The sequence below is a fragment of the Motilimonas sp. E26 genome, from assembly GCF_021278025.1.
Classification (GTDB): Bacteria; Pseudomonadota; Gammaproteobacteria; order Enterobacterales; family CBDFNC01; genus Motilimonas.
Genome location: NZ_JAIBHJ010000007.1, coordinates 98261 through 122718 on the forward strand (window position 1 = coordinate 98261; position 24458 = coordinate 122718).

Genomic DNA, 24458 nt, shown 5'->3' on the forward strand with positions numbered 1-24458 from the left:
GGGGCCAAGCAGCCAAAGGGTGCGGCGATTTATGACACCGAATTTAATAGAGTAAAAAATGAAAAGAATGTTAATTAACGCAACTCAAGCAGAAGAGTTGCGCGTTGCCCTAGTTGATGGGCAAACTTTGTATGATTTAGATATAGAAAGCCCTGGACACGATCAAAAGAAAGCCAACATCTATAAAGGTAAAATCACCCGCATTGAACCGAGTTTAGAAGCAGCATTCGTTGAATACGGTGCAGAACGTCATGGTTTCCTTCCACTTAAAGAAATTGCCAAAAATTACTTCCCAAAAGACTACTCTTACAAAGGTCGTCCGAATATTCGAGAAGTATTAAAAGAAAACCAAGAAGTCATCATTCAAGTTGATAAAGAAGAGCGTGGTAACAAGGGTGCAGCGCTCACCACTTTTATCAGTTTAGCGGGCTCATACCTAGTATTAATGCCAAATAATCCTCGTGCAGGGGGTATCTCTCGCCGCATTGAAGGTGACGAACGCACTCAACTGAAAGAAGCGCTAAGTAATATCACCTTGCCTGATGGCATGGGGTTAATCGTGCGCACAGCAGGTGTAGGCAAGTCTGCAGAAGAGCTTGAGCATGATTTGAAAATGTTGATCAACCACTGGTCACACATTACCGAAGAGTCGGATAAACGCGCAGCACCTTGTCTGCTTCATCGTGAATCAAACGTCATTGTTCGCGCTATTCGTGACTATTTACGTCGCGACATTGGCGAAATCTTAATTGATCACGGAAAGACTTACGAGCTTGCTAAACAACATATTGCCATGGTTCGTCCTGACTTTTTAAGTCGCGTAAAACTCTATCAATTAGAGTCACCTATGTTCACTCACTATCAAGTAGAGAGCCAGATTCAGTCGGCTTTCCAACGTGAGGTTCGTCTGCCTTCTGGTGGCTCAATTGTTATCGACCCAACCGAAGCCTTGACGTCCATTGATATCAACTCCGCACGCTCTACCCGCGGCGGTGATATTGAAGAAACAGCACTAAACACGAACCTAGAAGCTGCAGACGAAATTGCCCGTCAATTACGTCTACGTGACTTAGGCGGTTTAGTTGTTATTGACTTCATCGACATGTCACCAGTACGCCATCAACGTGAAGTTGAAAACCGTATGCGCGATGCAGTACGTCAAGACCGTGCGCGGGTTCAACTTGGTCGCATCTCTCGTTTTGGTTTGATGGAAATGTCGCGTCAGCGTCTACGCCCTTCATTAGGTGAATCTGCTTCTCACGTTTGTCCTCGCTGTAATGGCCAAGGTACCATTCGTGATAATGAATCACTGGCTCTGGCCATTCTTCGCCTGATTGAAGAAGAAGCGATTAAAGAAAACACAGTACAAATTCAAGCAATGGTGCCTGTTGCCGTGGCAGCTTATTTGCTGAATGAAAAACGTCGCGCGGTGGCCAAAATTGAAAAACGCCACAATGTTGAAGTTTACATCATTCCAAATGAAAACCTGCAATCACCGCACTTTGAAGTTTCTCGTTTACGTAAAAACGATGAAGTTGAAGTGATTGATTACAATAGTTTAGAGCGCACTGCTGAGGTATATCAGCCAGGCCAAATTAGCTCACATCGTTCAACCGAAGAGCCTGCTGTACATGGTTTTGTTACTAGCAATGAGCCGACTACAGTAGCAGATAAGCCGGCGGCTCCAACAGCAAAAGTGGCTCCTCAACCAACGTCTTTATTTAGCCGCTTGTTTAAAGCAATTGGCGACTTCTTTGCCCCAGCAGAGCCTGTGGTTGAAGAGAAAAAGCAAACAACAGAAAACAAAGCTAAAGAAGATAAACCGCAGCGCGCACGTCGTAATAACGACTCACGCCGTCGCAACCGTCGTAATGAAGGTCAAGGCGAGCGAAATGGGAATGATCGCACGGAACGAAGTGAACGTCCAAAACGCCGCGCTAAGGCTAAACCCGACCAACTAGAAAACGAAAACCAAGGGCAACCAGCCAAAGCTGAACGTCAAGAAAAACCACAGCGTCAACGTCAAGAGCGTACCGAAGGCAAGAACGACAAAGAGCAAGTCGTTGCCGAACGTCGTCAGCGCCGAAATATGCGTAAGAAAGTACGTGTAAAACAAGAGTCTACTGAAACGTCTGACGTCTCGGCAGAGCAAGCTAATGTTGAAGCGGCACAAGCTACGCCACAGCCAGAGAAAAAACCGCGCCGTAAGCCAATCAAGAAAAAACAGATACAAGAGCAAGCTCTCGCTGCCAAAGATCCTGTTACTGAACAATCGGCCGAACCAGCCACTGAGCCAACCAACACGGCAACTCCCGTGGTAGAAGCTCAGCTGGCCGATACCGTTGCACCACAACAACCAGAGTCACAACCGGTTGTTGAGCCAACGACTGAAACAGTAACGACTGAAACAGCAGAAGTTGAGAAAACTGAAGATGAAGGTAAACGTTCTCGTCGTACCCCGCGCCACCTTCGCACTGGTAACTATCGTCGCAAACGTTTTAGTGACCAGCGTGAGCAAGAAGGTAGCAATACAGATATAGCCGCTGAGAATAAAACAGATGATCCCGTTGTATCTCGTTACCCTGAGCAAGCGGAACAAGCTGAGCCATCTAAGGTTGAATCTAAGCCTGCTGAAGCAGCCAATATAGACTCAGCATCTGCTGTTTCACAACCACAACCTGCACCAGCTGAAACAGAAGTGAAGGTGACCGAAGCAGAGAAAGCACCAACAATTGATGAAGCTAAAAATTCAGTTAAGGTGGAAGCTAAAACGGAATCTGTAGTGCAAGAGAGCTCTGCCATGCCTGCAGCAGTAGCAAGCGCCGCTCCTATTGCACCACAGCCAGAAACAACTATTGCTAGCGAAGTGGTGGCAACACCCAAAGCAGCATCAACAGAAAAATTGGCGGCAGCTAAGCCAGTGATTCTAGCAAAAGGACACGCAACATCTGGCATGACTAAGCCAAATTTTGCACCTTCTAATGCACCTAAAGTAGCAACACGTATTGCAGCTAGTCGAGCGCCTATCACTAAATCGGTTAAGCAAGCTGGTAGCTTAAATGCTTCAAGCAGTGCAACTAGCGAGATGAGCCGGCCACAGCAGTCATAAAATGCACTATTAGCGTTAAACGAAAAAGACCGCATTAGGCGGTCTTTTTTCATCTAAAATTTGGTTGATGTGATATTAACCTCACCCTCAGAAAAGAAGATTTACAGCATGTTTGAGTTCCCCAAATTTACTAAGGTCAGCGTGAAAAATGACGTTTTGTCTGGCCTTACAGTTGCCCTCGCCCTTGTCCCTGAGGCGGTAGCGTTTGCCTTTGTCGCTGGTGTCGACCCGATGATTGGCCTTTATGCTGCCTTTATGGTGGGGTTAATTACTGCGGTTTTTGGCGGTCGACCTGGAATGATTTCCGGTGCTACTGGCGCCATGGCGGTGGTGATGGTGTCACTGGTTGCCAGTCATGGCGTGCAATACCTTTTTGCTGCGGTTTTACTCACCGGCCTGCTGCAAATTTTAGCGGGTATATTTCGCCTTGGTAAATTTATCCGTATTGTGCCGCACTCGGTAATGATAGGATTTGTTAACGGCTTGGCTATCGTCATTTTCTTAGCCCAGTTTGGTCAATTTAAAGAGAAGATTGGCGTTGATGAAAACGGCGATAATATCTACCAATGGCTAGCAACTGAGCAGCTCAGTATTATGATTGCTTTGATCCTTCTCACCATGGCTATCATTCACTTTTTACCTAAACTAACCACCGCAGTCCCATCATCATTAGTCGCGATTGCCACAGTAACATTAATCGCTATCGGATTTGATTTAGATACCCGAAACGTTCAAGACTATCTGATCAATATGACAGGTGATATTAATGCAACGGTACAAGGTTCATTGCCGAGTTTTGCATTACCTGAGGTGCCACTATCTTGGGAAACATTACAAATCATTTTGCCCTATTCACTGATCTTAGCGGCGGTGGGTTTAATTGAATCCTTACTCACATTAACCGTGATCGATGAAATGACAGATACTCACGGTAACAGCAATAAAGAATGTGTCGCGCAAGGTGTCGCGAACATGACAAATGGCGTGTTTGGCGGCATGGGCGGTTGTGCCATGATCGGTCAGTCGATGATCAACATCAATTCCGGTGGCCGTGGTCGTTTATCTGGGATCACCGCAGCGTTAGGCTTACTTGCCTTTATCCTGTTTGCCTCAAGTGTAATTGAAGTCGTGCCGTTGGCCGCTTTAGTAGGCGTCATGTTCATTGTGGTATTAGGCACTTTTGAATGGGCTTCTTTTAAAGTGATGCGTAAAGTGCCAAAGCATGATGCCTTTGTGATTGTACTAGTAACAGTGGTAACAGTATTTACTGACTTAGCTATCGCGGTATTTGTCGGCGTAATAGTGTCAGCCTTAGTGTTTGCTTGGCAACACGCTAAACACATCTATGCTGATAGCTCTCAACCTGATACAGAGCATAAAATTTACCAACTTCACGGCCCATTATTTTTTGGCTCAGTCAGTCACTTTCTCGCTCTGTTTGATGTTAAAAACGACCCCAAGGATGTGATCATCGACTTTGCTGGTTCACGCGTGGTAGACCACTCGGCTCTTGAAGCTATTGATACCCTTGCTGAACGCTATATCAATCAAGGAAAAACGTTGCATCTTAAACACCTAAGTCCTGAGTGTCGTCAATTACTCACGCGAGCTGGCGATCTGGTTGAGGTGAATATGATTGAAGATCCAAACTATAAAGTGATGACAGATAGCTTAGGCTAATGTTATTTGCGCTCAGGTATTGTGCCTGAGCGCACTGGCCCCCGGCGATACATCTCCCTCCTTTACTTGCTACGGCGCTGATACTGGCTAATCAATTTATCAAGGCCATTAGCAAAGGCCATTTTATCTTTATTATTCAATGGTGCAGGCCCACCCGATTGAACGCCACTGCTACGTAGCGTGTCCATAAAATCGCGCATATTTAAGCGCTGGCGAATGTTTTCTTTTGTCAACAGCTCACCTCTTGGGCTTAATACCCAAGCACCTTTGCTAATCACTTCATCAGCTAATGGAATATCCGCAGTGATCACAATATCCCCATTATCAACCCGCACAACAATTTCATCATCGGCAACATCAAAACCGGAAGCAACCTGTAGCGTATGCAAATAAGGCGAAGGAGGTGTTGGCATACTGGCATTAGCCACTAAGGTAGTATGAATACTCGCTCTTTGCGCAGCTCGAAAAATTATTTCTTTAATTACCACCGGGCAAGCATCTGCATCAACCCAAATATTCATTTATCACTCCAGAACATTTTTATCTATTAAAATATATGGTTACCTACCTGCTTTATGCCCCTTTCTCATCTATCATTGAGCTAATTATTGCTATTTACTCACTATAATAAGGGCTTGAATTGGTTTCCATCTCAGTCTATTCACGCAATATTGTACTATACCTTGCTCTTTGCCTGAGTTATTTCTTCTGTGGCGTATTACTTGCGGATTTCTTTTCTCAGTCACAAGTCGTGCCTGTTTGGTTGCCCGCTGGTATTGCCTTGTACGGTTGTTATGTCTGGCGCTGGCGGTTTGTACCAGCTGTATTTATCGCATCAATAAGCTTTAACTTATACAGTCACTTTCCACTTAGCCCGGCAGACGTCACCTTCGACTTAATGCTTGAGGTGGGCATGATTGCATCGGGTGCAACAATACAAGCGCTGGTTGGCGCCAGCATACTTCTTTATTGGATTGGTAGCCCCCTGCACTGCCGGTCAGACTTAAAAGTGATCGCCTTTATTTTAATTGTTGGCCTACTGACTAACCTTATTTCCAGCAATATCGGCGTTTATGCTCTGAGTTTATTCAATCCCTACTATGACTTTGCACATCATTGGCGCAACGTATTAAACTGGTGGTTAGGAGATTCACTGGGGGTATTGATCGCGACGCCCTTGTTACTTTCTCTACTCCATTTGAATCAACTCGATAGTCAGACTAAAAAATCACGTAGTTTGATCTTACTTACCGCCACGGTGCTGTTTATATCAGCTTCATTTACGACTTTGTTTTTTGTCCACAACAGTCAACAAAATGCTTTTATGCTAGCTAAAAAAGAAATGAAAGTACTTGAAAACAGCTTATATCGACAGTTCAATAACAGCATATCAACCGTTCAAGTTTTATCCAGCTATCTACATAATACCACTCATATTAGTCGACATAACTTTAATCAATTTGCCAGTAAACTCATCGCGCAACAATCAGGTGTCAAAGCGTTATCTTGGAATCTTTTAGTGCCCGCCTCACGCCAAAAGGAAGTAGAGCAGCAAATAAGCAGTTACTATAAAAGAGAAATCAGCGTTAAAGGAGCCCCTCTACAACCTGATGATCCGATTGTCGTAATAGGATTAATTTACCCAGAGCAAGGCAATGAAGCTGCTATTGGCTTTAATGTTTTTTCAGATCCAGCTCGTAAATCAGCTCTCAATAGCGAACTATTGCCCTACCGCCCCATCGCCACACCCATTATTCGATTGGTTCAATCTGTTATCCCTGAGCCAGGTTACTTATTATTTGCGCCTGTCTATCAACACGGCACGAAAAATGATGATCACACTCCAAGTGGCTATGCGACCGGTGTTTTCTTGGTACAACCTATGATAGATCAGGCCTTCAATACCACGCATTCCTCAATATTTAATTATCAACTATATGAGGAAGGTGCCAACAAGCCATTTATCAACCATACCGAAGGCCCTGCCGCTGTAGCGAGTGAGCCACAAGTCATTTACTTTAATGTCGCCGGACAAACTTGGCGTCTTAACCTAGCAATTAAATCCAGCTTTGTTCAGCAATACCAAAGCCAATGGTCACAACTGCTTTTAATCATCCAACTCATTATCATTGCATTTGTTATGTTATTAATTTTGTTGATGAATAATCGTCGCCACAGTCTTGATTTAATGGTGCAAGCCCGCACCATTGAATTAGAAAAAGCAAAGCAAGAATCAGATAATGCCAATCAGGCAAAAAGTCGTTTTCTAGCCCATATGAGCCATGAAATACGAACCCCACTCAATGCCGTAATAGGTTTCACCCAATTGGCTGAGTTAAGTGATGATAAAGAAGAAATAAAAACCTATCTGGCTAAAACCCAGCAATCATCTTGCGCTTTACTCAACATCATTAACGACATATTAGATATAGCTAAAATCGAAGCCAACAAGCTTGAGCTCGAGTCTATCCCTTTCAATTTACAGAACATATTATCCAGCATGCAAACGCTGTTTGAACCAAGTGTAATTAATAAATCATTAACTTGGCGAGTCGTTAATCATGTCGATGAAGACCAATGGTTTATCGGTGACCCTTTACGCTTAGAACAGGTATTAATGAACCTGTGTTCAAATGCGTTTAAATTTACCGAACAAGGTTTGATTGAATTATCTGCAGAGTTGACAAACTACCAAGAAAACACATCAGCATTAATCATCAGTGTCAAAGACAGCGGCATTGGCATATCTAAAACACAACAAGCTAATTTGTTTAAAGCCTTTACTCAAGCGGATTCATCGACTTCTCGTCGTTTTGGCGGTACTGGGTTAGGTTTAGCCATCAGCAAACGCTTAACCGAGTTAATGCAAGGTAAGCTTACTGTTGAAAGCCAGATTGGTGAAGGCTCATGCTTTTGCTTAACGATACCGCTAGCGACCTGTGAGCCACCAAAAGTGGATCAATCAATTAAGCCAAATACCACACCTCTGTCACAGTTAGCCGTCCTTGTCGCCGAAGATAACATGGTAAACCAAATGGTTATTAAAGGTATGCTTAATAATTTTGCTATCGAGCCTGTTGTCGTATCTGATGGACAGCAAGCTATCGATGCGGTTAAACAACAAGCCTTTGATATCGTATTGATGGATTGTCAAATGCCTATACTAGATGGCTATGAAGCAACTAAAATCATTCGACAAATCCCCGAGTTTATTGATCTCCCAATCATTGCGCTCACTGCAGATGTGATGCAGGATGAAAAAATTTATGCCATCGAAATTGGCTTTAACGCACATATAGCCAAACCCATTGATATGGACAACCTCAAAGCCACGTTAATCCAGTTTGGCACAAAAAATGGAGGCGAGATCATCGTCTAGAGGTCCGTTATACCCCAATTTTGATAAGGCTAAACAATTTAACAGTTGTAAATGCTTGGTTATTCGGCACAATAAATAACCAAGCTATAGAGCTACTTTATTCATAACTTTGAGCCATACCTATGCCATTTCAACGCCCGTTATACATACCCTTTGCCGGACCGGCTTTGTTGGAAACGTCTTTGCTAAACAAAGGCAGTGCGTTCTCCCAAGAAGAGCGCGACAGCTTTAATTTAACTGGTTTATTGCCGCACAATATTGAAACCATTGAAGAGCAAGCCGCAAGGGCTTACCAGCAGTTTTCCTCCTTTAAATCAGACTTAGACAAGCACATTTATTTACGTAACATTCAAGATACCAATGAAACCTTATTTCACCGTCTGATTGATCATCATCTTGAAGAGATCATGCCGCTGATTTATACCCCCACTGTGGGTTTGGCATGTCAGAAATTTTCAAAAATCTACCGTCGTAAACGAGGCCTATTCATCTCTTATCCTGAGCGCGATAAAATCGACGACATGTTACAAAATGCAACCAAACAAAATGTAAAAGTGATAGTGGTAACAGATGGCGAACGGATTTTAGGCCTTGGCGACCAAGGCATTGGGGGAATGGGTATTCCGATAGGAAAACTGGCTCTTTACACTGCTTGTGGTGGTATTAGCCCAGCCTATTGTTTACCCATAGTGCTCGATGTTGGTACTAACAATACACAGTTACTCAGCGATCCTATGTACATGGGCTGGCGTAATCCACGCATTGATGGTGAACAGTATGCCGAGTTTGTTGACGAATTTATTCAGGCAGTAAAACGTCGCTGGCCAGAAGTGTTATTGCAATTTGAAGACTTTGCACAAGCTAATGCCACCCCCTTACTGCAAAAATACCGCAACCAACTGTGCTGCTTTAACGATGACATACAAGGCACAGCGGCGGTTTCGGTCGGCACATTGATAGCAGCATGTCAAAACAAAGGGCAAAAGCTCAGTGAGCAAAACATCGCCTTTCTCGGGGCTGGCTCAGCAGGCTGTGGCATCGCAGAGCACATTGTAAAACAAATGCAACGTGAAGGCTTGTCTGAGCAACAAGCAAGATCCCAAGTATTTATGGTTGACCGATATGGCCTATTAACCGATGACATGCCTAATTTACAAGGCTTCCAACAGCCATTAGTGCAAGCCAAAACACGTATTTCCAACTGGCCGACGCCCGCTCCATTGGGCTTACAGCAGGTAGTCGAACAAGGCAAAATTACCGTATTAATAGGCGTTAGTGGCCAACCTGGGCTGTTTACACAAGAAATCATCGAACAACTTTGCGTTAATACTCCACAACCGATCGTACTCCCCTTATCCAACCCAACGTCACGGGTTGAAGGCACTCCGTCAGATATCATTCATTGGAGCCAAGGGAAAGCAATCGTAGCGACGGGCAGTCCATTCCCGCCGGTGGTATACCAAGAACAAACCATTGAAATATCGCAGTGTAATAACAGCTATATTTTCCCCGGTATAGGACTTGGCGTGTTAGCGGTTGCCGCTAAATCAATCAGTGACAATATGTTAATGGCAGCTAGCCAAGCATTGGCCGATGCGTCAATGGCTTACCAAGAAACGGATGGCCTGTTACCACCGCTAGCTGAAATACAAACGGTCAGCAAAAAAATCGCTAAAGCGGTTGCGATGCAAGCCATTGAAGATGGTCTGGCCTTACCTGTTGCGGAAGAAGTGTTAGATCAAGAACTAATCAATCAATTTTGGCGACCAGAGTATCGCCAATACCGACGTACGTCATTCTAGGTATGTTACATCAAGCCAGTCTGGCTGGCTTGATGTTATTATAACGCAGACTTAGTTTGCACCTTCGTGTGTTGCAGATAATCAAGCAAGCTGTCACTGGCTTGCTCAATCAAATCAATCACTTTGTTAAATCCCCCAGCTCCGCCGTAGTATGGGTCAGGTATTTCTGCGACATCACCATTGGCAAAACTCAAAAATAAAGCTAACTTGTGCTGTTGGTCAACTGGACAGATGGCTGTTAAATCTCTCAAGTTTTGCTTATCAGCAGCCAAGATCAAATCAAATTCAGCAAAATCATCGACGCTGATTTTACGTGAATAAATCCCAGTAAACTGATAACCCCTTGATTCACCAGCTATCACACTGCGACTATCCGGCCCTTCGCCGGCGTGAGCCGCAATGGTCCCCGCTGAGTCAATCACCAAATCAAATCCTCGCAGTTTAGCCTTATGACGCAGCACAGCCTCTCCAGTAGGAGAGCGGCATATGTTTCCCAAACAAACGACTAGGATTTTTTTAACCATGAATGCCTCGTGTATTAATTAAATAAACCTTTAAGGGGTAATTTTTTCAGTAACTCTTTGGCGCCTTCATCTTTCACTTTGTCATCGATAGCTTGCTCGAGCTTCTCTTTTAACTGCTCGCCATGCTGTTTCATTTCCTGCTTCAGTAACGCTTCCATGTCTAGTGCGAAAGCAGGCGCTTGCCAAGATCCTGAAACTTTTATTGGCACGTTAAAGCCTGCTAACTCGTCTTCTGACTTACCACCTTGCCCTTTCAAAGAACCCACTACAGTGACATCAACAAGAAAATCCAAACTCTCACTGACTAAATTGGTATGACCTTTACCATTTACCCGCAGTGCTGGGGATTCCATCTTGATATCTTGCGTGCGTGCCACACCTTTACCAATTTGGAAACTGCCAGTAAGTGCTGAAAAGTCGGTTTTCTTTTCTGCCACCTCATCAACACTTTGACCTTTGAGCTGCGCTTTTCCTTTGCGTACCATTTGCGCAATATTAATGCCGTGTAACGCGCCATCAGTAAACTTCAGCTTGGCTTCACCGGCCAGACTTTTCCTGATTTGAGGATCCGTTAACCCTGTACCAGTCAGATTAATACTAGCATTCATCGTGCCCGCCAATTTGTCCATTTCTGCAACAGCCGTCATTAATGGTCTTACTTGCACGCCCGTTAAAGTTTGCTGCACTTTAAACGTAGGCACCTTAGTCTTACCATTAAGGGTTAGATTGCCCTTTAACTGGCCTTGATAAAGTTGCGCTTGAATGCCTGACAATTGTGCAATGCCTTGGCTAATTTTGGCCTGCATTTTAACTTGTTCAATTTGTGCGTTTGATACAGCAACGTTACTGATGGACAAATCACCCAATAAATCAATTGCTGACAAAATGGATAGATCGGTTGATGCTGGCGATTTAGCTTGCTCTGTTTCCTTGGCTGTTTCTTCAGTGGCTGCTGGTTGCGCGGTGGTTGATTGATTTGAGTCAGTAAACTGGGCCAACAAATTATCTACATCCAGTTGCTCAGACGAAAGATTAAAACGAATTTTGGGGATCTTAGCTTGCTGCACAGAAGCACTGCCTGTTAGCTCATGGGCAAAAGCATTTAGCTTCAGATTCGTTATTGTTGCTAAATTATTACCTAGCTCATAACGTAAATCTGCATTCATTTGAATGGTTTGCTGCCCCTTTGGAATGGCGTCCCCTGCTAATTCAGCCTTAGTCTGCATAGTTGTGATAGTTAAAACATCAAGCTGGGCGTTAACCAATAAGTTAAAACTACTTTCGAATCTCGCTACCAGCCCTTGCTCCGCGTAATCAGCAGATACACTAACGGGAATGGCTTTTTCTAAAGCAATGTCAGAAGTGCTAAAGTCAATATTTGAGACTAACTGCTGCTTTTTACTCACTTCATCACGTAATAACAACTGACCTTGCTCAATATTAATCCCCGCAACACTGATGCTGAATTCAGGTCTTTCGCTCGGTTGATTCGGCTTTGTTGGTTGCTCTTTAGTGGATTGTTCTTTGTTTTGCTCGGTGATACCTTGGCTAAATTCATCGACATTCGTTTCACCGTTAGCTTTGGTCAAAATATTAATTTTCACGCCAGAAAAGGTTACTTGACCGACTTCAATTTTTCTGTCGAACAAAGGTTTAACTGCCAAGTCCATGCTCGCACTTTTAAACTCAATCAAGTTTTGCTCTGAGTAGCCGGCTGCATTACGCAATTCTGTTTGGCCCAACGTAAAACCTAAGCTAGGGAAAAAGCGCCACGACAGATCGCCCGACACCACTAAATCAGCACCAGTTGCCGACTTTACCTGTTCCGACAGCATCGCTTTCACCCGGTCGGTGTCCACTAAACTGGTGATGGTGACGATAGCAATGATAATTAAAAGCACGATGGCTACAAAGGCATAGAGGAGTTTTTTCATTATGGTCCTTTTCAATATCTAGCGAGTATTAATTGGAAATAACTAAACGCATCAGCACTTCTCTTAAAACGCCCATTAACATGGGCAAGAACCTAAGTGCAAATATGCGATTATTAATTCTTCAAAAATTGACGAATGCGAGCTGTTAACAAGTCTATTGCAATCACATTTTTACCGCCTCGAGGCACTATGATATCAGCATATTGTTTCGATGGTTCAATGAATTGCATAAACATTGGTCGCACCGTGGCTTGATACTGGGCCAACACAGATTCCATTGAACGTCCCCGTTCAGCCACATCCCTTTTCAAACGTCGAATCAAGCAAATATCCAATGGGGTATCCATAAACACACTGGTATGCATCAATTCACGTAATTCCGGTACATTCAATAATAGAATACCTTCAAGAATAATGACTTTTTTTGGCTTAAACTCTGTCGTTTCCGCCATACGGGTATGCTCTGTATAGGAATAATTCGGTAATTCAACAGCTTGACCCATTTTGAGTGCTGTTAAGTGTTTAACCAACAACTCATGCTCCATGGCATTAGGGTGATCATAATTGGTTAACACCCGCTGCTCCATCGGCAGATGAGTTTGATCTCGATAATATCTATCCTCTGAGATAACACCTATCTCTTGTGAGCTAAAGTCCTTTCTCAATTTTCTATAAATAGTTTGTGCTATCAGGCTCTTACCTGAGGCTGATGCACCTGCAATGGCGATAATAACCGCTTCATTTTGATCGCTAGACATGGGGGCTCATTATGTGGTTAAGGTAATAAGGAATATCTCTTTTATTATAGAAAGTTAGATCTGTTTGGGGCAAGTCAAGTTTACAGCAGCTTCTACTGTTATTTAACTACTCCGCCCCTATATAGGCTCTAATCAACTGAAACAACAGAAATTGTCTGTACACCTAACGCACAATCTTGATACAACTTTATGGCAACCTTTTCTGCTAACTCAAGATAGGCTTGGCTTAATGGTGAATCTGGCGATTTGATGACCGTTGGCGTCCCCGCGTCGGTATCTTCACGATATTGTCGGTGTAGTGGCAATTGCGCTAGGCATTCACTGTTATGCGCATGAGCCAACGTGACGCCACCGCCTTGATCAAAAATAGCTTCTTCATGACCACATTGACTGCACACATGCATACTCATGTTTTCCACCAGCCCGAGCACAGGTACATTTACTTTTGTAAACATATTGATGCCTTTAGTGGCGTCTGCCAATGCGACATTTTGCGGCGTGGTCACTATCAATGCAGAGGTAACTGGTACTTGTTGTGCCATGGTTAATTGAATATCCCCGGTTCCTGGTGGCATATCCACCACTAAGTAATCGAGTTCACCCCATTGGGTTTCACGCAAAATTTGCGCTAGTGCTTTACTGGCCATAGGTCCGCGCCAAACCGTGGCATCGTTTTTATCCACTAAAAAACCAATGCTATTGGCCACCACACCATGGGCCTTAATGGGTAACATAGTTTTGCCATCATGGCTTTCCGGTTTTGCTTCTGACTGTCCCAACATTAATGGCATCGACGGGCCATAAATATCAGCATCAAGAATACCTACTTTTGCCCCTTTCACAGCAAGCGCCAACGCGAGATTTACCGACACGGTGGATTTACCAACGCCGCCTTTTCCTGACGCAACCACCAACACATTTTTAATGCCTGCAATGGGGCTGGCAATATTAGATTGCAAGGTAGCAACTTGATTCTGGCAATGTAACGTTATACCAAGTGCGGCCAATTTTACCTGCGTTTTTGCTTTTAAGGTGTCAAACCATGTGGGCGCATAAAACGGCATTCTCAACGTTAAAAGGCCGTCGCTCAATTTAAAAGCACCTCGGGAATGCAAGGTTTTGATAAGTTCATTACCGCCCGAGGCAGCTAATACCGCCATTGCTCTATCCAATTTACCGTCCATATTGATCACTTCGCTGGAAATTTGCGCCAGTGTAGCAAAAATCCCGCTATTTTCATGTCATCACTGGGATTTATAGCCTCTATTAGGTAACATTCAACTCAGATTAATCACTGGAAGTTAGTACGGATATTATGGCGAATCAAGCACGCAAAATTTTAGTTACCTGCGCCTTGCCTTATGCAAACGGCTCAATTCATTTAGGTCACATGTTAGAGCACATCCAAGCGGATGTATGGGTGCGTTACCAACGAATGCGTGACAACCAAGTTCACTTTATTTGTGCAGACGATGCCCATGGCACGCCAGTGATGTTAAAAGCACAAGAGCTGGGAATTGAGCCTGAAACCATGATTGCCCAAGTAAGCAAAGAGCATCAACGTGATTTTGCTGGCTTTAATATCAGCTTTGACAACTATCACAGCACTCATAGTGAAGAAAACCGAGAGCTATCTGCTTACATTTATGAACAGCTCAAAGGTAAAGGCTATATTAGCAGTCGCACGATTTCTCAATTATACGATCCGGAGAAAGAAATGTTCTTGCCTGAGCGTTTTGTGCGCGGTATTTGCCCAAAATGTAAAGCGCCGGATCAATATGGCGATAATTGTGACTCGTGTGGCGCAACCTATGGCTCTACTGAGCTGATTGATCCACGCTCAACTGTATCCGGTGCCACGCCGGTCATGAAAGACACCGAGCATTTCTTCTTCGACCTGCCGCAATTCACCGACATGTTAAAAGGCTGGGTACGCTCAGACGCAGTACAAGATGAGGTAGCAAATAAATTAGAAGAATGGTTTGAAACCGGATTAAAGCAATGGGATATCACCCGTGACGCCCCCTACTTCGGCTTTGAAATCCCCGGCGCTGCAGGCAAATTTTTCTACGTCTGGCTAGATGCTCCTATCGGCTATATGGGCTCATTTAAGCATCTATGTGATCGTACTGACGGCCTTAATTTTGATGATTATTGGTCTGCGAAAAGCGATGCCGAGCTTTATCATTTCATTGGTAAAGACATCGTTAACTTCCACTGCCTATTCTGGCCCGGCATGCTTGAAGGTTCAGGTTTTCGCAAGCCGACGGCAGTAAACGTGCATGGTTATGTCACCGTTAACGGTGAGAAAATGTCTAAATCAAAAGGCACGTTCATTAATGCGTCAACCTATTTAAAACACCTTGAGCCAGAGTGTTTACGTTATTACTACACTGCTAAACTTTCTAGCCGCGTGGATGATTTAGACTTAAACCTTGATGACTTTGTGCAACGTGTTAACTCAGATGTGGTCAACAAACTGGTTAACTTAGCGTCACGTAATGCCGGCTTTGTCAGCAAGAAATTCGATGGCATGTTAGCCGCAGAGTTTGCTGAGCCTGAGTTATACCAACAGTTTGCGGATAAAGCAGAAGTGATAGCTAACGCCTACGAAACGCGTGAGTTTAGTAAAGCTATTCGTGAAATTATGGCCTTAGCCGATGTCGCTAACCGTTATGTAGATGAAAAAGCACCATGGGTACTGGCAAAGCAAGAAGGTGCTGAAGCACAAGTACAGGCCGTATGTTCAGTCGGCATTAACTTGTTCCGTATTTTAATGGGTTATTTAAAACCTGTTATGCCTGAGTTGGCTGCGCGCTCTGAAGGCTTTTTAAATGAAGAGTTAACCTGGGATGGCATTCAAACGCCACTTACTAACCACCAAATTAGTAAATTTAAAGCCTTGTTCCAACGTGTTGATCCAAAGCATGTGGAAGCCATGATCGCAGAAGAAAAAGCCAGTTTTGAGGCAGCCAATAAAGCCAAAGAAGCGGCGGCGAAAAAAGCGCAGCAAGCGTCACAGTCTGAGTTAGATAAAGAGCCTATCGCTGCAGAAATCAGCTTTGATGATTTTGCTAAGGTTGACTTGCGTGTTGCCCGTATCGTTAAAGCTGAGAGCCTAAAAGAAGCGAAAAAATTGCTTAAACTGACTTTAGACTTGGGCGGTGAAACTCGCCAAGTATTTGCTGGCATTAAATCCGCTTACGAGCCAGAGCAATTAGAAGGAAAACTGACTGTCATGGTGGCTAACTTAGCACCACGTAAGATGAAGTTTGGCGTTTCAGAGGGCATGGTTTTAGCAGCAGGCCCTGGCGGAGAAGAAATCTATATTCTTAACCCCGATGATGGTGCCCAACCGGGCATGCGCATCATGTAGCAGCAAGCTTAGTCCCCAGACTAAACCAATTAAAGCCAGCTTTTTAAGCTGGCTTTTTAGCTTGAGGTAAAAGAAATAAGGTGTTTAACCGGGATTTCTTTGGCCACTAAATGCTCAACCATCGCCGTTTTCGGACCATGCTCTAAAAATGCCAAAAAGTTTTTGATCGCCTCCGGCTCACCAAAAGCTTCAATATCAACTTCGCCAGATTCCAAATTCCGTACATGCCCAACAATGCCTAAACGCTCTGCTTCACGGACAGTAAAAAAACGAAAGCCAACCTCTTGCACCGTACCTGATACCACCACATGGACACCAATTTTAGACATATCACTCCTCCTGTTTTAACTAGTTTATGCAATAAAAAAACATTTTTCCTGCACCTTGCCCACAGTTTATTGCTCTTTTGCCTATTAAAAAAGCTAGCCAAGTCGTAGAATTGGGCAAATTTTTTCAAGGCCCCAACTATGCCACTTACTGTTACCCTTGCCAAAGGCAAAGAAAAATCGTTATTACGTCGTCATCCATGGATTTTCTCTGGTGCGATAAAATCTACCCAAGGAAAAGCCCTGTCAGGTGAAACTGTAGACATAGTTGATGCCCATGGCAACTGGCTAGCAAAAGCAGCTTGGTCTGATAGCTCACAAATTCGCGCAAGGGTGTGGAGTTTTGAACCAAATGAATCCATCGACTTAGCTTTTTTCACCAACAAAATCAAACAGGCACAAACATTGCGCGATGATTTGATTGCCGAAAAAGGCCTCACTGGCTATCGCCTCATTGCTGGAGAAGCGGATGGTTTGCCCGGCATTACTATCGATCGCTACAATAATGTCATGGTTTGCCAACTGCTGTCGGCCGGCGCTGAATTTCAAAAACCGACCATCATTGGCGCTCTGCAAGCCCTTTACCCAGACTGCGCTGTCTATGAACGTTCAGATGTGGCGGTAAGAAAAAAGGAAGGCTTAGCTCTGACTCAAGGCTTGCTCGCTGGCACTATGCCAGAAGGTGACATCGTCATTAGTGAAAACAACGGCGTTAAAATCAAAGTGGATATAGTTAACGGCCATAAAACCGGCTTTTACTTAGATCAACGTGACAATCGCGCCATCGCTGCAAAATACGTTAAAGATAAAACCGTACTTAATTGTTTCTGCTACACCGGCACTTTTGGCGTTTATGCCCTAAAAGGCGGTGCTAAACACGTACAAAATGTCGATGTATCAGATCTAGCGCTGGCCACCGCTAAAGAAAACGCACAACTTAATCAGCTAGATTTATCAAAAGCCGAATTTATTAATGAGGACGTATTCTCCCTGCTACGTCGTTACCGCAACGAAGGGCGCACCTTCGATACCATTATTCTCGATCCGCCTAAGTTCGCCGAAAACAAGTCACAAGTAGTAAAAGCATGCCGCGGTTACAAAGACATTAATATGATCGCCATGCAACTACTTAATGAAGGAGGCACATTGTTAACTTTTTCATGCTCAGGCTTGATTTCGGGCGAGCTGTTTCAAAAGGTAGTGGCAGATGCGGCAGTAGACGCAGGTAAAGATGCCTATATTGTTGAGCGTATGTCTCAAGCTGGCGATCATCCGGTCAAAACAAACTACCCAGAAGGCTTTTACCTTAAAGGGCTAGTCGTTAAGGTTTATTAAGCTTGGTTATTAAACAGTAAAAACCACGCTAGTGCTGGTTTTTACTGTTACTTATTCGGGTAACGACTTTGCCCCCGTTAGCTTTAATATCCATAGCGAAACAAAAAACACCCCAATAAACCCACCTAAAAAGATGACAGGCATTACGCCATAGCCTAGTACATGCCATATAATTGACTCGAGAGTACTCATATAAATTGCTCCTTATTTGTGTTGAGTATAAGCCGGAAAAAAAGCCAGAAATTGTGATACATCAAACTTTCCCGTAAACATCTCTAAAGAGGTAACCGCCGTTTTTATCCAACACTAACGATAAATGCAGCTGACCTATAGCTGGAAAAAATGTCGGCAACCCAGCATCCATCGCTTTCAGCCACTATCATATTAGATAAAATTTAGTCACTTAACCGTTTACATGAAGAAACAAGGCTCAACTAATGCTTGATAAATATGCTCTTAAAATCATCAACCCCCTTACCCAACTAAGCGCTCAGCAGCTTGATAAGGTTGGACTATCGGCTAATCAGGTTTCTCTCATTGGCTTCATTCTCGGCTTAATAGCGGTGCCATTATTAGCATTACAATATTACCTACCAGCCTTATTTTTTATTGCATTAAACCGCATTGCTGATGGCTTAGATGGCGCGCTGGCAAGACGTCATGGCGCGACCAGTGCAGGTGCCTTCTTAGATATTAGTTGTGATTTCATTTTTTATTCTGCGATTGTACTGGGCTTTGCCCTTGCAAATCCAAACGAAAATAGCATTGCTGCTACGACCTTGATCCTAAGTTTTATGGCTACGGGATCAACATTTTTAGCCTTTGCCATTCTTGCGCAAAAACATCAATTAGAAAACATTGAATACCCCAGTAAAGGCTTCTATTACATTGGTGGGATCACCGAAGGTACGGAGACTATTTTATTATTTTTAGTATGCTGCTTACTGCCACAGCATTTCAGCATTATTGCTTACGGGTTTGCCTCGCTTTGTTTTATCACCGCCGCCATTCGTCTCTATAGCGGTTTCGTTACGTTACAGAAATTCGAACAACGGGTTGCGGTTAAAAACCGGCCAGTGCCTTAACGATAATATCCTCTATACCCATTTATTGCCTTAGGCTACGTTAGCTAGGTCACAGTTGTGACGATAAAAAGAGTTACAGTTAACGCTTTATCAAACAGAAAATTGATTTCAATCCATGTCAGATTTAATCTTTGTGTTATGCGCCCACGTGAATAATAAGAAAAAGAGTGGAGCTCGGTTGTTTGGTTAATGCAGTGTCATTAGCTTAGTAAGAGTTAACGCGCCATCTACACCGCAAATTGCAACGCTTATTTTATTGGCCCTTACTCCAATAAAATAACGTTGCATTTTTTTATCCGCTATTTTTATCTCTAATTACCCCAAGTTCTGGATAAGTAAAACAGTATAGTTTTCCTGCAAAAATGCGATAAATAGGCCCACCTAAAACATAACGTTTAACTTTGCTTTTTGGCATTGTTGCGGGAAATACCCTGTATTCGTTCGTAATTGGCTTAAGTAAAGCTGAAGTGAATGATCTCTGCTCTATCTCAAGCTATCTGCCAACACGGCAAAATAAAAAGCCCAACACGAAAAAACATGATGGGCTCGAACTTCCAGTCTAGCTAAACCGTAACTCAACTTGCCATTGCTAAAGCCTTAGCTTGGCTAAAGTCGGTTTTACCTGAGCCTAATTTAGGCACTTGCTCAACCGACATCCAACTTGATGGGATCATCAAGGGGTTAACGCCCGCCTCTAACATTGCTTTTCGCACTTGGTCTGTGGCTAACTCACCTTCATATAACAAAACAATCTTCTCACCTTTTTTATCATCGCTCAGTGCAACAGCGACAATTTGCTGATCAGGGGCTAAATGTTTAGCGACCGCTTGCTCAAGCGCTCCCAAGCTGATCATCTCGCCGCCAAGCTTAGCAAAGCGAGAATACCTATCGATGATAGTTAAGAAGCCATCTTTATCTATTTGCCCTTTATCTCCCGTCACATACCACCGGGCACCATCGATTTCTTTAATTACTTCTGCCGTTTTTTCAGGGTTGTTGAGGTAGCCTTGCATTACCTGCGCCCCACCAATTAAGATCATGCCAGCTTCGCCGGTCGGCAACTCGGTAAAATCGTTCGGATCAACCACTTTAAAGCTAGTGCCCGGTAGTGGCATGCCCACAGTGCCAACTTTGCCACCTATTTGCACTTGCCACCACTGCGTATCCAGTTGATCAGGCAAATTCACACTGGCCACAGGGGTCGTTTCCGTGGTGCCGTAGCCTTCTAAAATAGGACGATTGAATTTAAGCTCAAAGCTTTGTCTGACTTCTGGATTAAGGCGCTCAGCACCTGCCACCACTAAGCGTAATGAACTAAACATTAATGGATGAAGTTTCTTACTCTTACTGTAGATGCGTAAGAATGTAGATGTACCACACATAATAGTCGCGTTATGCTTGGCTACCGCCTTACCGATACCAAGGGCATCTGTTGGGTCGCTATGACACACCATAGGCAAGCCTTCAACCAACGGCATAAATTGTGTTACCGTCAAACCAAAGGCATGGAATAACGGCAATGACGCCATCACCACGTCACTTTCCTGGGTGTTGAGCACATCTGAAATCTGCTTAAGATTCGCCATAATATTCTTATGACTTAGCATGACCCCTTTGGGTGTACCTTCACTGCCACTTGAAAACAATATCGCCGCCGTCGCGTCAGGTTTAACCTTTTTGCAGTACAACAATCGCAACAACCAAGCGGGTAATAAGCGTACTGAGAATAAGGTCAACGCCTTTTCACGCATGCTAATACCTTGGTTTAACTCCTCAAGATAAATAACCTCTTTACCTTCAAGCACAGGGGCTAAATCAATGCCACGTTTTTCTAGCTGCTTAATAAAGCGTTTCGCGGTATATATAGTGTTAACATTGGCTTGTTCAAGCCCCGCAATAAGCGCATCACTACTGGCAGTGTAGTTTAAGTTTACTAAGGTTTTTCCCCGTAATATCGCTGCCATATTAGCCAACACACCACCGACACTAGTGGGCATTAAAATGCCCACGTTTTGTCCCACTATTTGTTTTTTCATCCGCCTTGACATGCAGATGGCACCTGTTAACGCTTTGTATGCCGATACATCACCGCTGATGCTATCCGTTAATGAGACATTGTTTTTAACCCGCTTTACACTACTCACCCAAGCACTACCAATGCTCGGTAAAGTTTCCACATGGCTCTGCCAAGAATGCACTGATAAATCAAACACGCGGCGCTTTAGTACATCAACAGGCGTGTCTTTGGCTAATGCAGGGCCGAAAGCCACAATTAAATCACGAGACATTCCTTGAGCACTGGTGCGCTTTAATCGTTCTGATGACCGGCTAAATTGACTGCCCCATAAACCACGCAAATAAAACGGCACGATTTTAATTTCTGTTTCACAGGCATCACAAGCCTTCTCATAGCCACGTCTAAACTCGGCTAAGTGGCCGGTGCGACTAATGGTCCCTTCTGGGAATAGAGCCACTGCTTCACCTGCATCCAGTAACTCTGCGATAATGTTTAACGACTTAACACTTGAGGCGCCAGATTCAATAGGCACGCAACCCACCAAATCAAAAAACCACTTTAGGTACCAGCGTTGATATATTGCCTTAAGCATCACAAACCGAATTGGTCGTGGGCAAGCAATTTGTAAAATCGCCCAGTCAATCCAACTAATATGGTTACCGAGTAATAGCACACCGCCTTCACTAGGAATATTCTTTATCCCTTGCACTGATATTTCATAGCGGCGCGATAATACCCAACGAACCAAAATACGCAGTAAACTCTGTGGCAATTTGAAGATAGTATAAGCACCACCAATAACAGCAACCACAGCAGTAAAACCAAGCAAAAACTTGCTGTCTAAACCATAAACCGCAGCCCCTGCCGTGATCAGTAAAAAGCTGGCCATAGCCACGTTTTGTACCCAGTTATTAACGGCTAACACACGGCCCATTTCATGCTCGCCAGCATGAAATTGAATTAAAGCATTAAGGGGCACAATGAAAATACCGCCCATGGTGCCCACCACAAGGAAGCAAATGGCTTGGGTTAAAGAAGAGTCCATATATGGCAAGGCCCACAGCGCGAGTGATATACCCACCGCGCCAATAGGAACTAACCCCGTTTCAATATGAGACTTTGACCAACGACCAGCCAACCATGAACCCAACGCAATACCAACCCCAGTTGTGGCAATAGTACCTTGGATCACTAAAGTGTTGGTCACATCAAAGTATGCTTTGGCATAAGCGGGAAATGCCGCTAGCAGCATTTGACCAATCGCCCAAAACATCGCAAGGCCAATAATAGATAAACGGATCACCATGCGATCTTTAAGGGGACTTAAGCTTTGCTTCATTAAACGGCCAGTGCGATAAGCAGACCAGTCAAAATCGTTGGTTTGGTCGTCAGCTTCAAGTTGTGGCAATCGATACACCATCACCAGCTCAATCAAAGCATTAGCGATTAGAATCCAGCCTAATGGCGCAATCAATAGTAATATCGCTTCAGGTGTCACGGCGTCAGGCTGATAAAAAATTTCAAACAGCAACGAATAAACTAACGTACCCGATAAAATTGCAACGATAGACACCGCCTGTACCATACCGTTTGCCTGCGCTAAACGCTCTTTACCAAATAAGGGTTTGATATAACCAAACTTGGCCGGCGAATAAAGCGCTGATTGCACTGCTAATAAGAAGGTCATGGCAAACGCTGGCCAAAATAAGCCGAGATAGTAACAAGCGGTGATACCGATAGTCAGAGCGACAGCGGCCCAAGCGGCCCCGCGCATCACCTTATTTTTCGGATGGCGATCCGATAAAAAACCCGCGGGTGAAAGCAACAATATAAAAGGAAGCAAAATCAGCGCATTGACAATAGCGGTCAAAATAATTTGCTGCTGACCATCGTATACCTTAAATACCGTATTTTGAATGATAATTTTATGCCCTAAATCGACAAATGAATTCAAAAAAACAGCAAACAAATACGGTAATGCACCGGCATATTGCCAAAGCTTTTTCATAGTGTTCCCTTAATATAATTCCTATCTGCAACATGATACATGGATAGGTTAATCCGTCAGCTTAATAAACGTGACAAATTCTACATTATAGTGAGGAGTTTTTGATAGATAAGATTAACTCAATGGCAAAGCTTTACTTTTTCATCGTTAATTGCAAGGGAATATAAAGTTATTATCATATGAATATTGCACCAGTGTTATATCACTGTTAATGTTGGCTAAATTTTAAAATGAGTGAAACATCATGCGTAAACTATTTACTTATTCATTATTAAGCTTAGCTATCAGCACTGCTCCTGCCCTTGCTTTTGAAATAAATACCGGTCTCCTTGATGCAGCCAAAGACGCTGGCAAAGCGATCACCTTATCGGATGCGGAAATTATCGAATTAGGTCGCGAATCGGCAGCGGCTTATGATGAACAAAGCAAAGTATCACCGGCCGATTCAGAGTACAGCAAGCGTTTGGCTAAACTAACCAAAAAACACTTAAAAGAAGATGGGTTAAATCTGAACTTTAAAGTATATGAAGATTCGAATGTAAATGCTTTTGCCCTACCTGATGGCAGCATCCGTGTCTATTCTGGCTTAATGGACATGATGACAGATGAAGAACTGATTGGTGTGATCGGTCATGAAATTGGCCACGTTAAATTACAGCACACTAAAACGCAGTTCCAAAAAGCTTACGCTGCCAGTGCTGCGCGTAAAGGCGTTGCCTCTCAAGGAGGTGTGGCTGGTAATCTCGCCAAGTCACAGCTAGTCGATTTAGCCGATGAAGTCATGAAAGCGCAATTTTCTCAATCAGACGAGCTAGGCTCAGATGATTACTCATTTAAGTTTATGAAAAAACATGGCTACAAGCGTGAAGCCCTTGTAAGCAGCTTTAGAAAGCTAGCCAGTTTAGGCGATGTCGACAGCATCACTTCAAGCCATCCCGCTCCATCTAAACGTGCAGAGCGATTAGAGAAACAACTGTAACGCTAGTTTTAACGCAAAAGACTGCAATCTAAGCGTTTGCCGGCCATTTATGGCCGGCTTTTTCTTATCTGCTCGCATTTGAAACTGGCTAAGCCATAACTTTGATAAGCAACATAGTTAATTCACCCTATCGCCAAGCTGGCCAT

Annotated in this window: 16 protein-coding genes; 8 read left to right on the forward strand and 8 right to left on the reverse strand. The window is 43.7% G+C overall.

What is annotated here, in order from left to right:
* Positions 1–58 precede the first annotated feature (58 nt).
* Together rne and K1M91_RS08305 are read left to right on the forward strand one after the other, a co-directional pair.
* Complete coding sequence (gene rne, locus K1M91_RS08300) at positions 59–3109, forward strand: ribonuclease E (protein WP_232801276.1); 3051 nt, start codon at positions 59–61, stop codon at positions 3107–3109.
* Positions 3110–3217: 108 nt separating this feature from the next.
* Positions 3218–4789, forward strand: a complete 1572-nt coding sequence (locus K1M91_RS08305) for a SulP family inorganic anion transporter (protein WP_232801277.1) — start codon at positions 3218–3220, stop codon at positions 4787–4789.
* 62 nt (positions 4790–4851) lie between these two features.
* Here the strand turns inward: K1M91_RS08305 and K1M91_RS08310 are convergent, their stop codons facing one another.
* Positions 4852–5310: a YaiI/YqxD family protein gene (locus tag K1M91_RS08310; protein ID WP_232801278.1), complete on the reverse strand. Its 459-nt coding sequence runs from the start codon at positions 5308–5310 to the stop codon at positions 4852–4854.
* Between the two features lie 119 nt (positions 5311–5429).
* On the opposite strand from K1M91_RS08310, the gene K1M91_RS08315 reads away from it, so the two are divergent.
* Both K1M91_RS08315 and K1M91_RS08320 read left to right on the forward strand, forming a co-directional pair.
* A complete protein-coding gene (locus K1M91_RS08315) occupies positions 5430–8168 on the forward strand; it encodes an ATP-binding protein (RefSeq protein WP_232801279.1) in 2739 nt (912 codons plus the stop codon).
* A gap of 122 nt (positions 8169–8290) precedes the next feature.
* Complete coding sequence (locus K1M91_RS08320; protein ID WP_232801280.1) at positions 8291–9970, forward strand: NAD-dependent malic enzyme; 1680 nt, start codon at positions 8291–8293, stop codon at positions 9968–9970.
* Positions 9971–10008: 38 nt separating this feature from the next.
* Here the strand turns inward: K1M91_RS08320 and K1M91_RS08325 are convergent, their stop codons facing one another.
* The 4 genes from K1M91_RS08325 to apbC all read right to left on the reverse strand — a co-directional run bounded on the left by K1M91_RS08325 (position 10009) and on the right by apbC (position 14370).
* Entirely contained in the window at positions 10009–10494 is a 486-nt protein-coding gene (locus K1M91_RS08325; protein WP_232801281.1) for a low molecular weight protein-tyrosine-phosphatase, read from the reverse strand.
* Between the two features lie 14 nt (positions 10495–10508).
* A complete protein-coding gene (locus K1M91_RS08330; RefSeq protein WP_232801282.1) occupies positions 10509–12428 on the reverse strand; it encodes an AsmA family protein in 1920 nt (639 codons plus the stop codon).
* Positions 12429–12541: 113 nt separating this feature from the next.
* On the reverse strand, positions 12542–13186 hold the full coding sequence (gene udk / locus K1M91_RS08335) for a uridine kinase (protein WP_232801283.1): 645 nt from the start codon (positions 13184–13186) through the stop codon (positions 12542–12544).
* Between the two features lie 128 nt (positions 13187–13314).
* Positions 13315–14370 carry an iron-sulfur cluster carrier protein ApbC gene (gene apbC, locus K1M91_RS08340; RefSeq protein ID WP_232801284.1) on the reverse strand — a complete coding sequence of 352 codons (1056 nt, stop codon included), beginning with the start codon at positions 14368–14370 and terminating at the stop codon, positions 13315–13317.
* Between the two features lie 131 nt (positions 14371–14501).
* On the opposite strand from apbC, the gene metG reads away from it, so the two are divergent.
* Positions 14502–16562 carry a methionine--tRNA ligase gene (gene metG, locus K1M91_RS08345; protein WP_232801285.1) on the forward strand — a complete coding sequence of 687 codons (2061 nt, stop codon included), beginning with the start codon at positions 14502–14504 and terminating at the stop codon, positions 16560–16562.
* Between the two features lie 56 nt (positions 16563–16618).
* On the opposite strand, the gene K1M91_RS08350 is transcribed toward metG, so the two are convergent.
* The gene (locus K1M91_RS08350; protein ID WP_232801286.1) at positions 16619–16891 is read right to left on the reverse strand and encodes an acylphosphatase; all 273 of its coding nucleotides are present in this window, start codon (positions 16889–16891) and stop codon (positions 16619–16621) included.
* Positions 16892–17029: 138 nt separating this feature from the next.
* Here K1M91_RS08350 and K1M91_RS08355 point away from each other — a divergent pair, with 138 nt between their 5' ends.
* Positions 17030–18223 (forward strand): class I SAM-dependent methyltransferase, encoded by a 1194-nt coding sequence (locus K1M91_RS08355; protein ID WP_232801287.1) that lies wholly within the window; start codon positions 17030–17032, stop codon positions 18221–18223.
* 51 nt (positions 18224–18274) lie between these two features.
* Here K1M91_RS08355 and K1M91_RS08360 read toward each other — a convergent pair whose 3' ends face one another.
* Positions 18275–18415: a TIGR02808 family protein gene (locus tag K1M91_RS08360; protein ID WP_232801288.1), complete on the reverse strand. Its 141-nt coding sequence runs from the start codon at positions 18413–18415 to the stop codon at positions 18275–18277.
* A gap of 245 nt (positions 18416–18660) precedes the next feature.
* Here K1M91_RS08360 and K1M91_RS08365 point away from each other — a divergent pair, with 245 nt between their 5' ends.
* Positions 18661–19308, forward strand: a complete 648-nt coding sequence (locus K1M91_RS08365) for a CDP-alcohol phosphatidyltransferase family protein (protein ID WP_232801289.1) — start codon at positions 18661–18663, stop codon at positions 19306–19308.
* A 575-nt stretch (positions 19309–19883) separates the two neighbouring features.
* On the opposite strand, the gene K1M91_RS08370 is transcribed toward K1M91_RS08365, so the two are convergent.
* Positions 19884–23333 carry an acyl-[ACP]--phospholipid O-acyltransferase gene (locus K1M91_RS08370; RefSeq protein WP_232801290.1) on the reverse strand — a complete coding sequence of 1150 codons (3450 nt, stop codon included), beginning with the start codon at positions 23331–23333 and terminating at the stop codon, positions 19884–19886.
* 244 nt (positions 23334–23577) lie between these two features.
* Here K1M91_RS08370 and K1M91_RS08375 point away from each other — a divergent pair, with 244 nt between their 5' ends.
* On the forward strand, positions 23578–24312 hold the full coding sequence (locus K1M91_RS08375) for a M48 family metallopeptidase (RefSeq protein ID WP_232801291.1): 735 nt from the start codon (positions 23578–23580) through the stop codon (positions 24310–24312).
* Positions 24313–24458 lie beyond the last annotated feature (146 nt).

Excerpts from the sequence above, each read along its gene's own strand:
- K1M91_RS08305 (WP_232801277.1), top strand. The coding sequence starts at position 3,218 with ATGTTTGAGTTCCCCAAATTTACTAAGGTCAGCGTGAAAAATGACGTT.
- metG (WP_232801285.1), top strand. The coding sequence starts at position 14,502 with ATGGCGAATCAAGCACGCAAAATTTTAGTTACCTGCGCCTTGCCTTAT.
- rne (WP_232801276.1), top strand. The coding sequence starts at position 59 with ATGAAAAGAATGTTAATTAACGCAACTCAAGCAGAAGAGTTGCGCGTT.
- K1M91_RS08365 (WP_232801289.1), top strand. The coding sequence starts at position 18,661 with ATGCTTGATAAATATGCTCTTAAAATCATCAACCCCCTTACCCAACTA.
- K1M91_RS08310 (WP_232801278.1), bottom strand. The coding sequence starts at position 5,310 with ATGAATATTTGGGTTGATGCAGATGCTTGCCCGGTGGTAATTAAAGAA.
- K1M91_RS08320 (WP_232801280.1), top strand. The coding sequence starts at position 8,291 with ATGCCATTTCAACGCCCGTTATACATACCCTTTGCCGGACCGGCTTTG.
- K1M91_RS08370 (WP_232801290.1), bottom strand. The coding sequence starts at position 23,333 with ATGAAAAAGCTTTGGCAATATGCCGGTGCATTACCGTATTTGTTTGCT.
- apbC (WP_232801284.1), bottom strand. The coding sequence starts at position 14,370 with ATGGACGGTAAATTGGATAGAGCAATGGCGGTATTAGCTGCCTCGGGC.
- K1M91_RS08350 (WP_232801286.1), bottom strand. The coding sequence starts at position 16,891 with ATGTCTAAAATTGGTGTCCATGTGGTGGTATCAGGTACGGTGCAAGAG.
- K1M91_RS08325 (WP_232801281.1), bottom strand. The coding sequence starts at position 10,494 with ATGGTTAAAAAAATCCTAGTCGTTTGTTTGGGAAACATATGCCGCTCT.
- udk (WP_232801283.1), bottom strand. The coding sequence starts at position 13,186 with ATGTCTAGCGATCAAAATGAAGCGGTTATTATCGCCATTGCAGGTGCA.
- K1M91_RS08360 (WP_232801288.1), bottom strand. The coding sequence starts at position 18,415 with ATGAGTACTCTCGAGTCAATTATATGGCATGTACTAGGCTATGGCGTA.
- K1M91_RS08375 (WP_232801291.1), top strand. The coding sequence starts at position 23,578 with ATGCGTAAACTATTTACTTATTCATTATTAAGCTTAGCTATCAGCACT.
- K1M91_RS08330 (WP_232801282.1), bottom strand. The coding sequence starts at position 12,428 with ATGAAAAAACTCCTCTATGCCTTTGTAGCCATCGTGCTTTTAATTATC.
- K1M91_RS08355 (WP_232801287.1), top strand. The coding sequence starts at position 17,030 with ATGCCACTTACTGTTACCCTTGCCAAAGGCAAAGAAAAATCGTTATTA.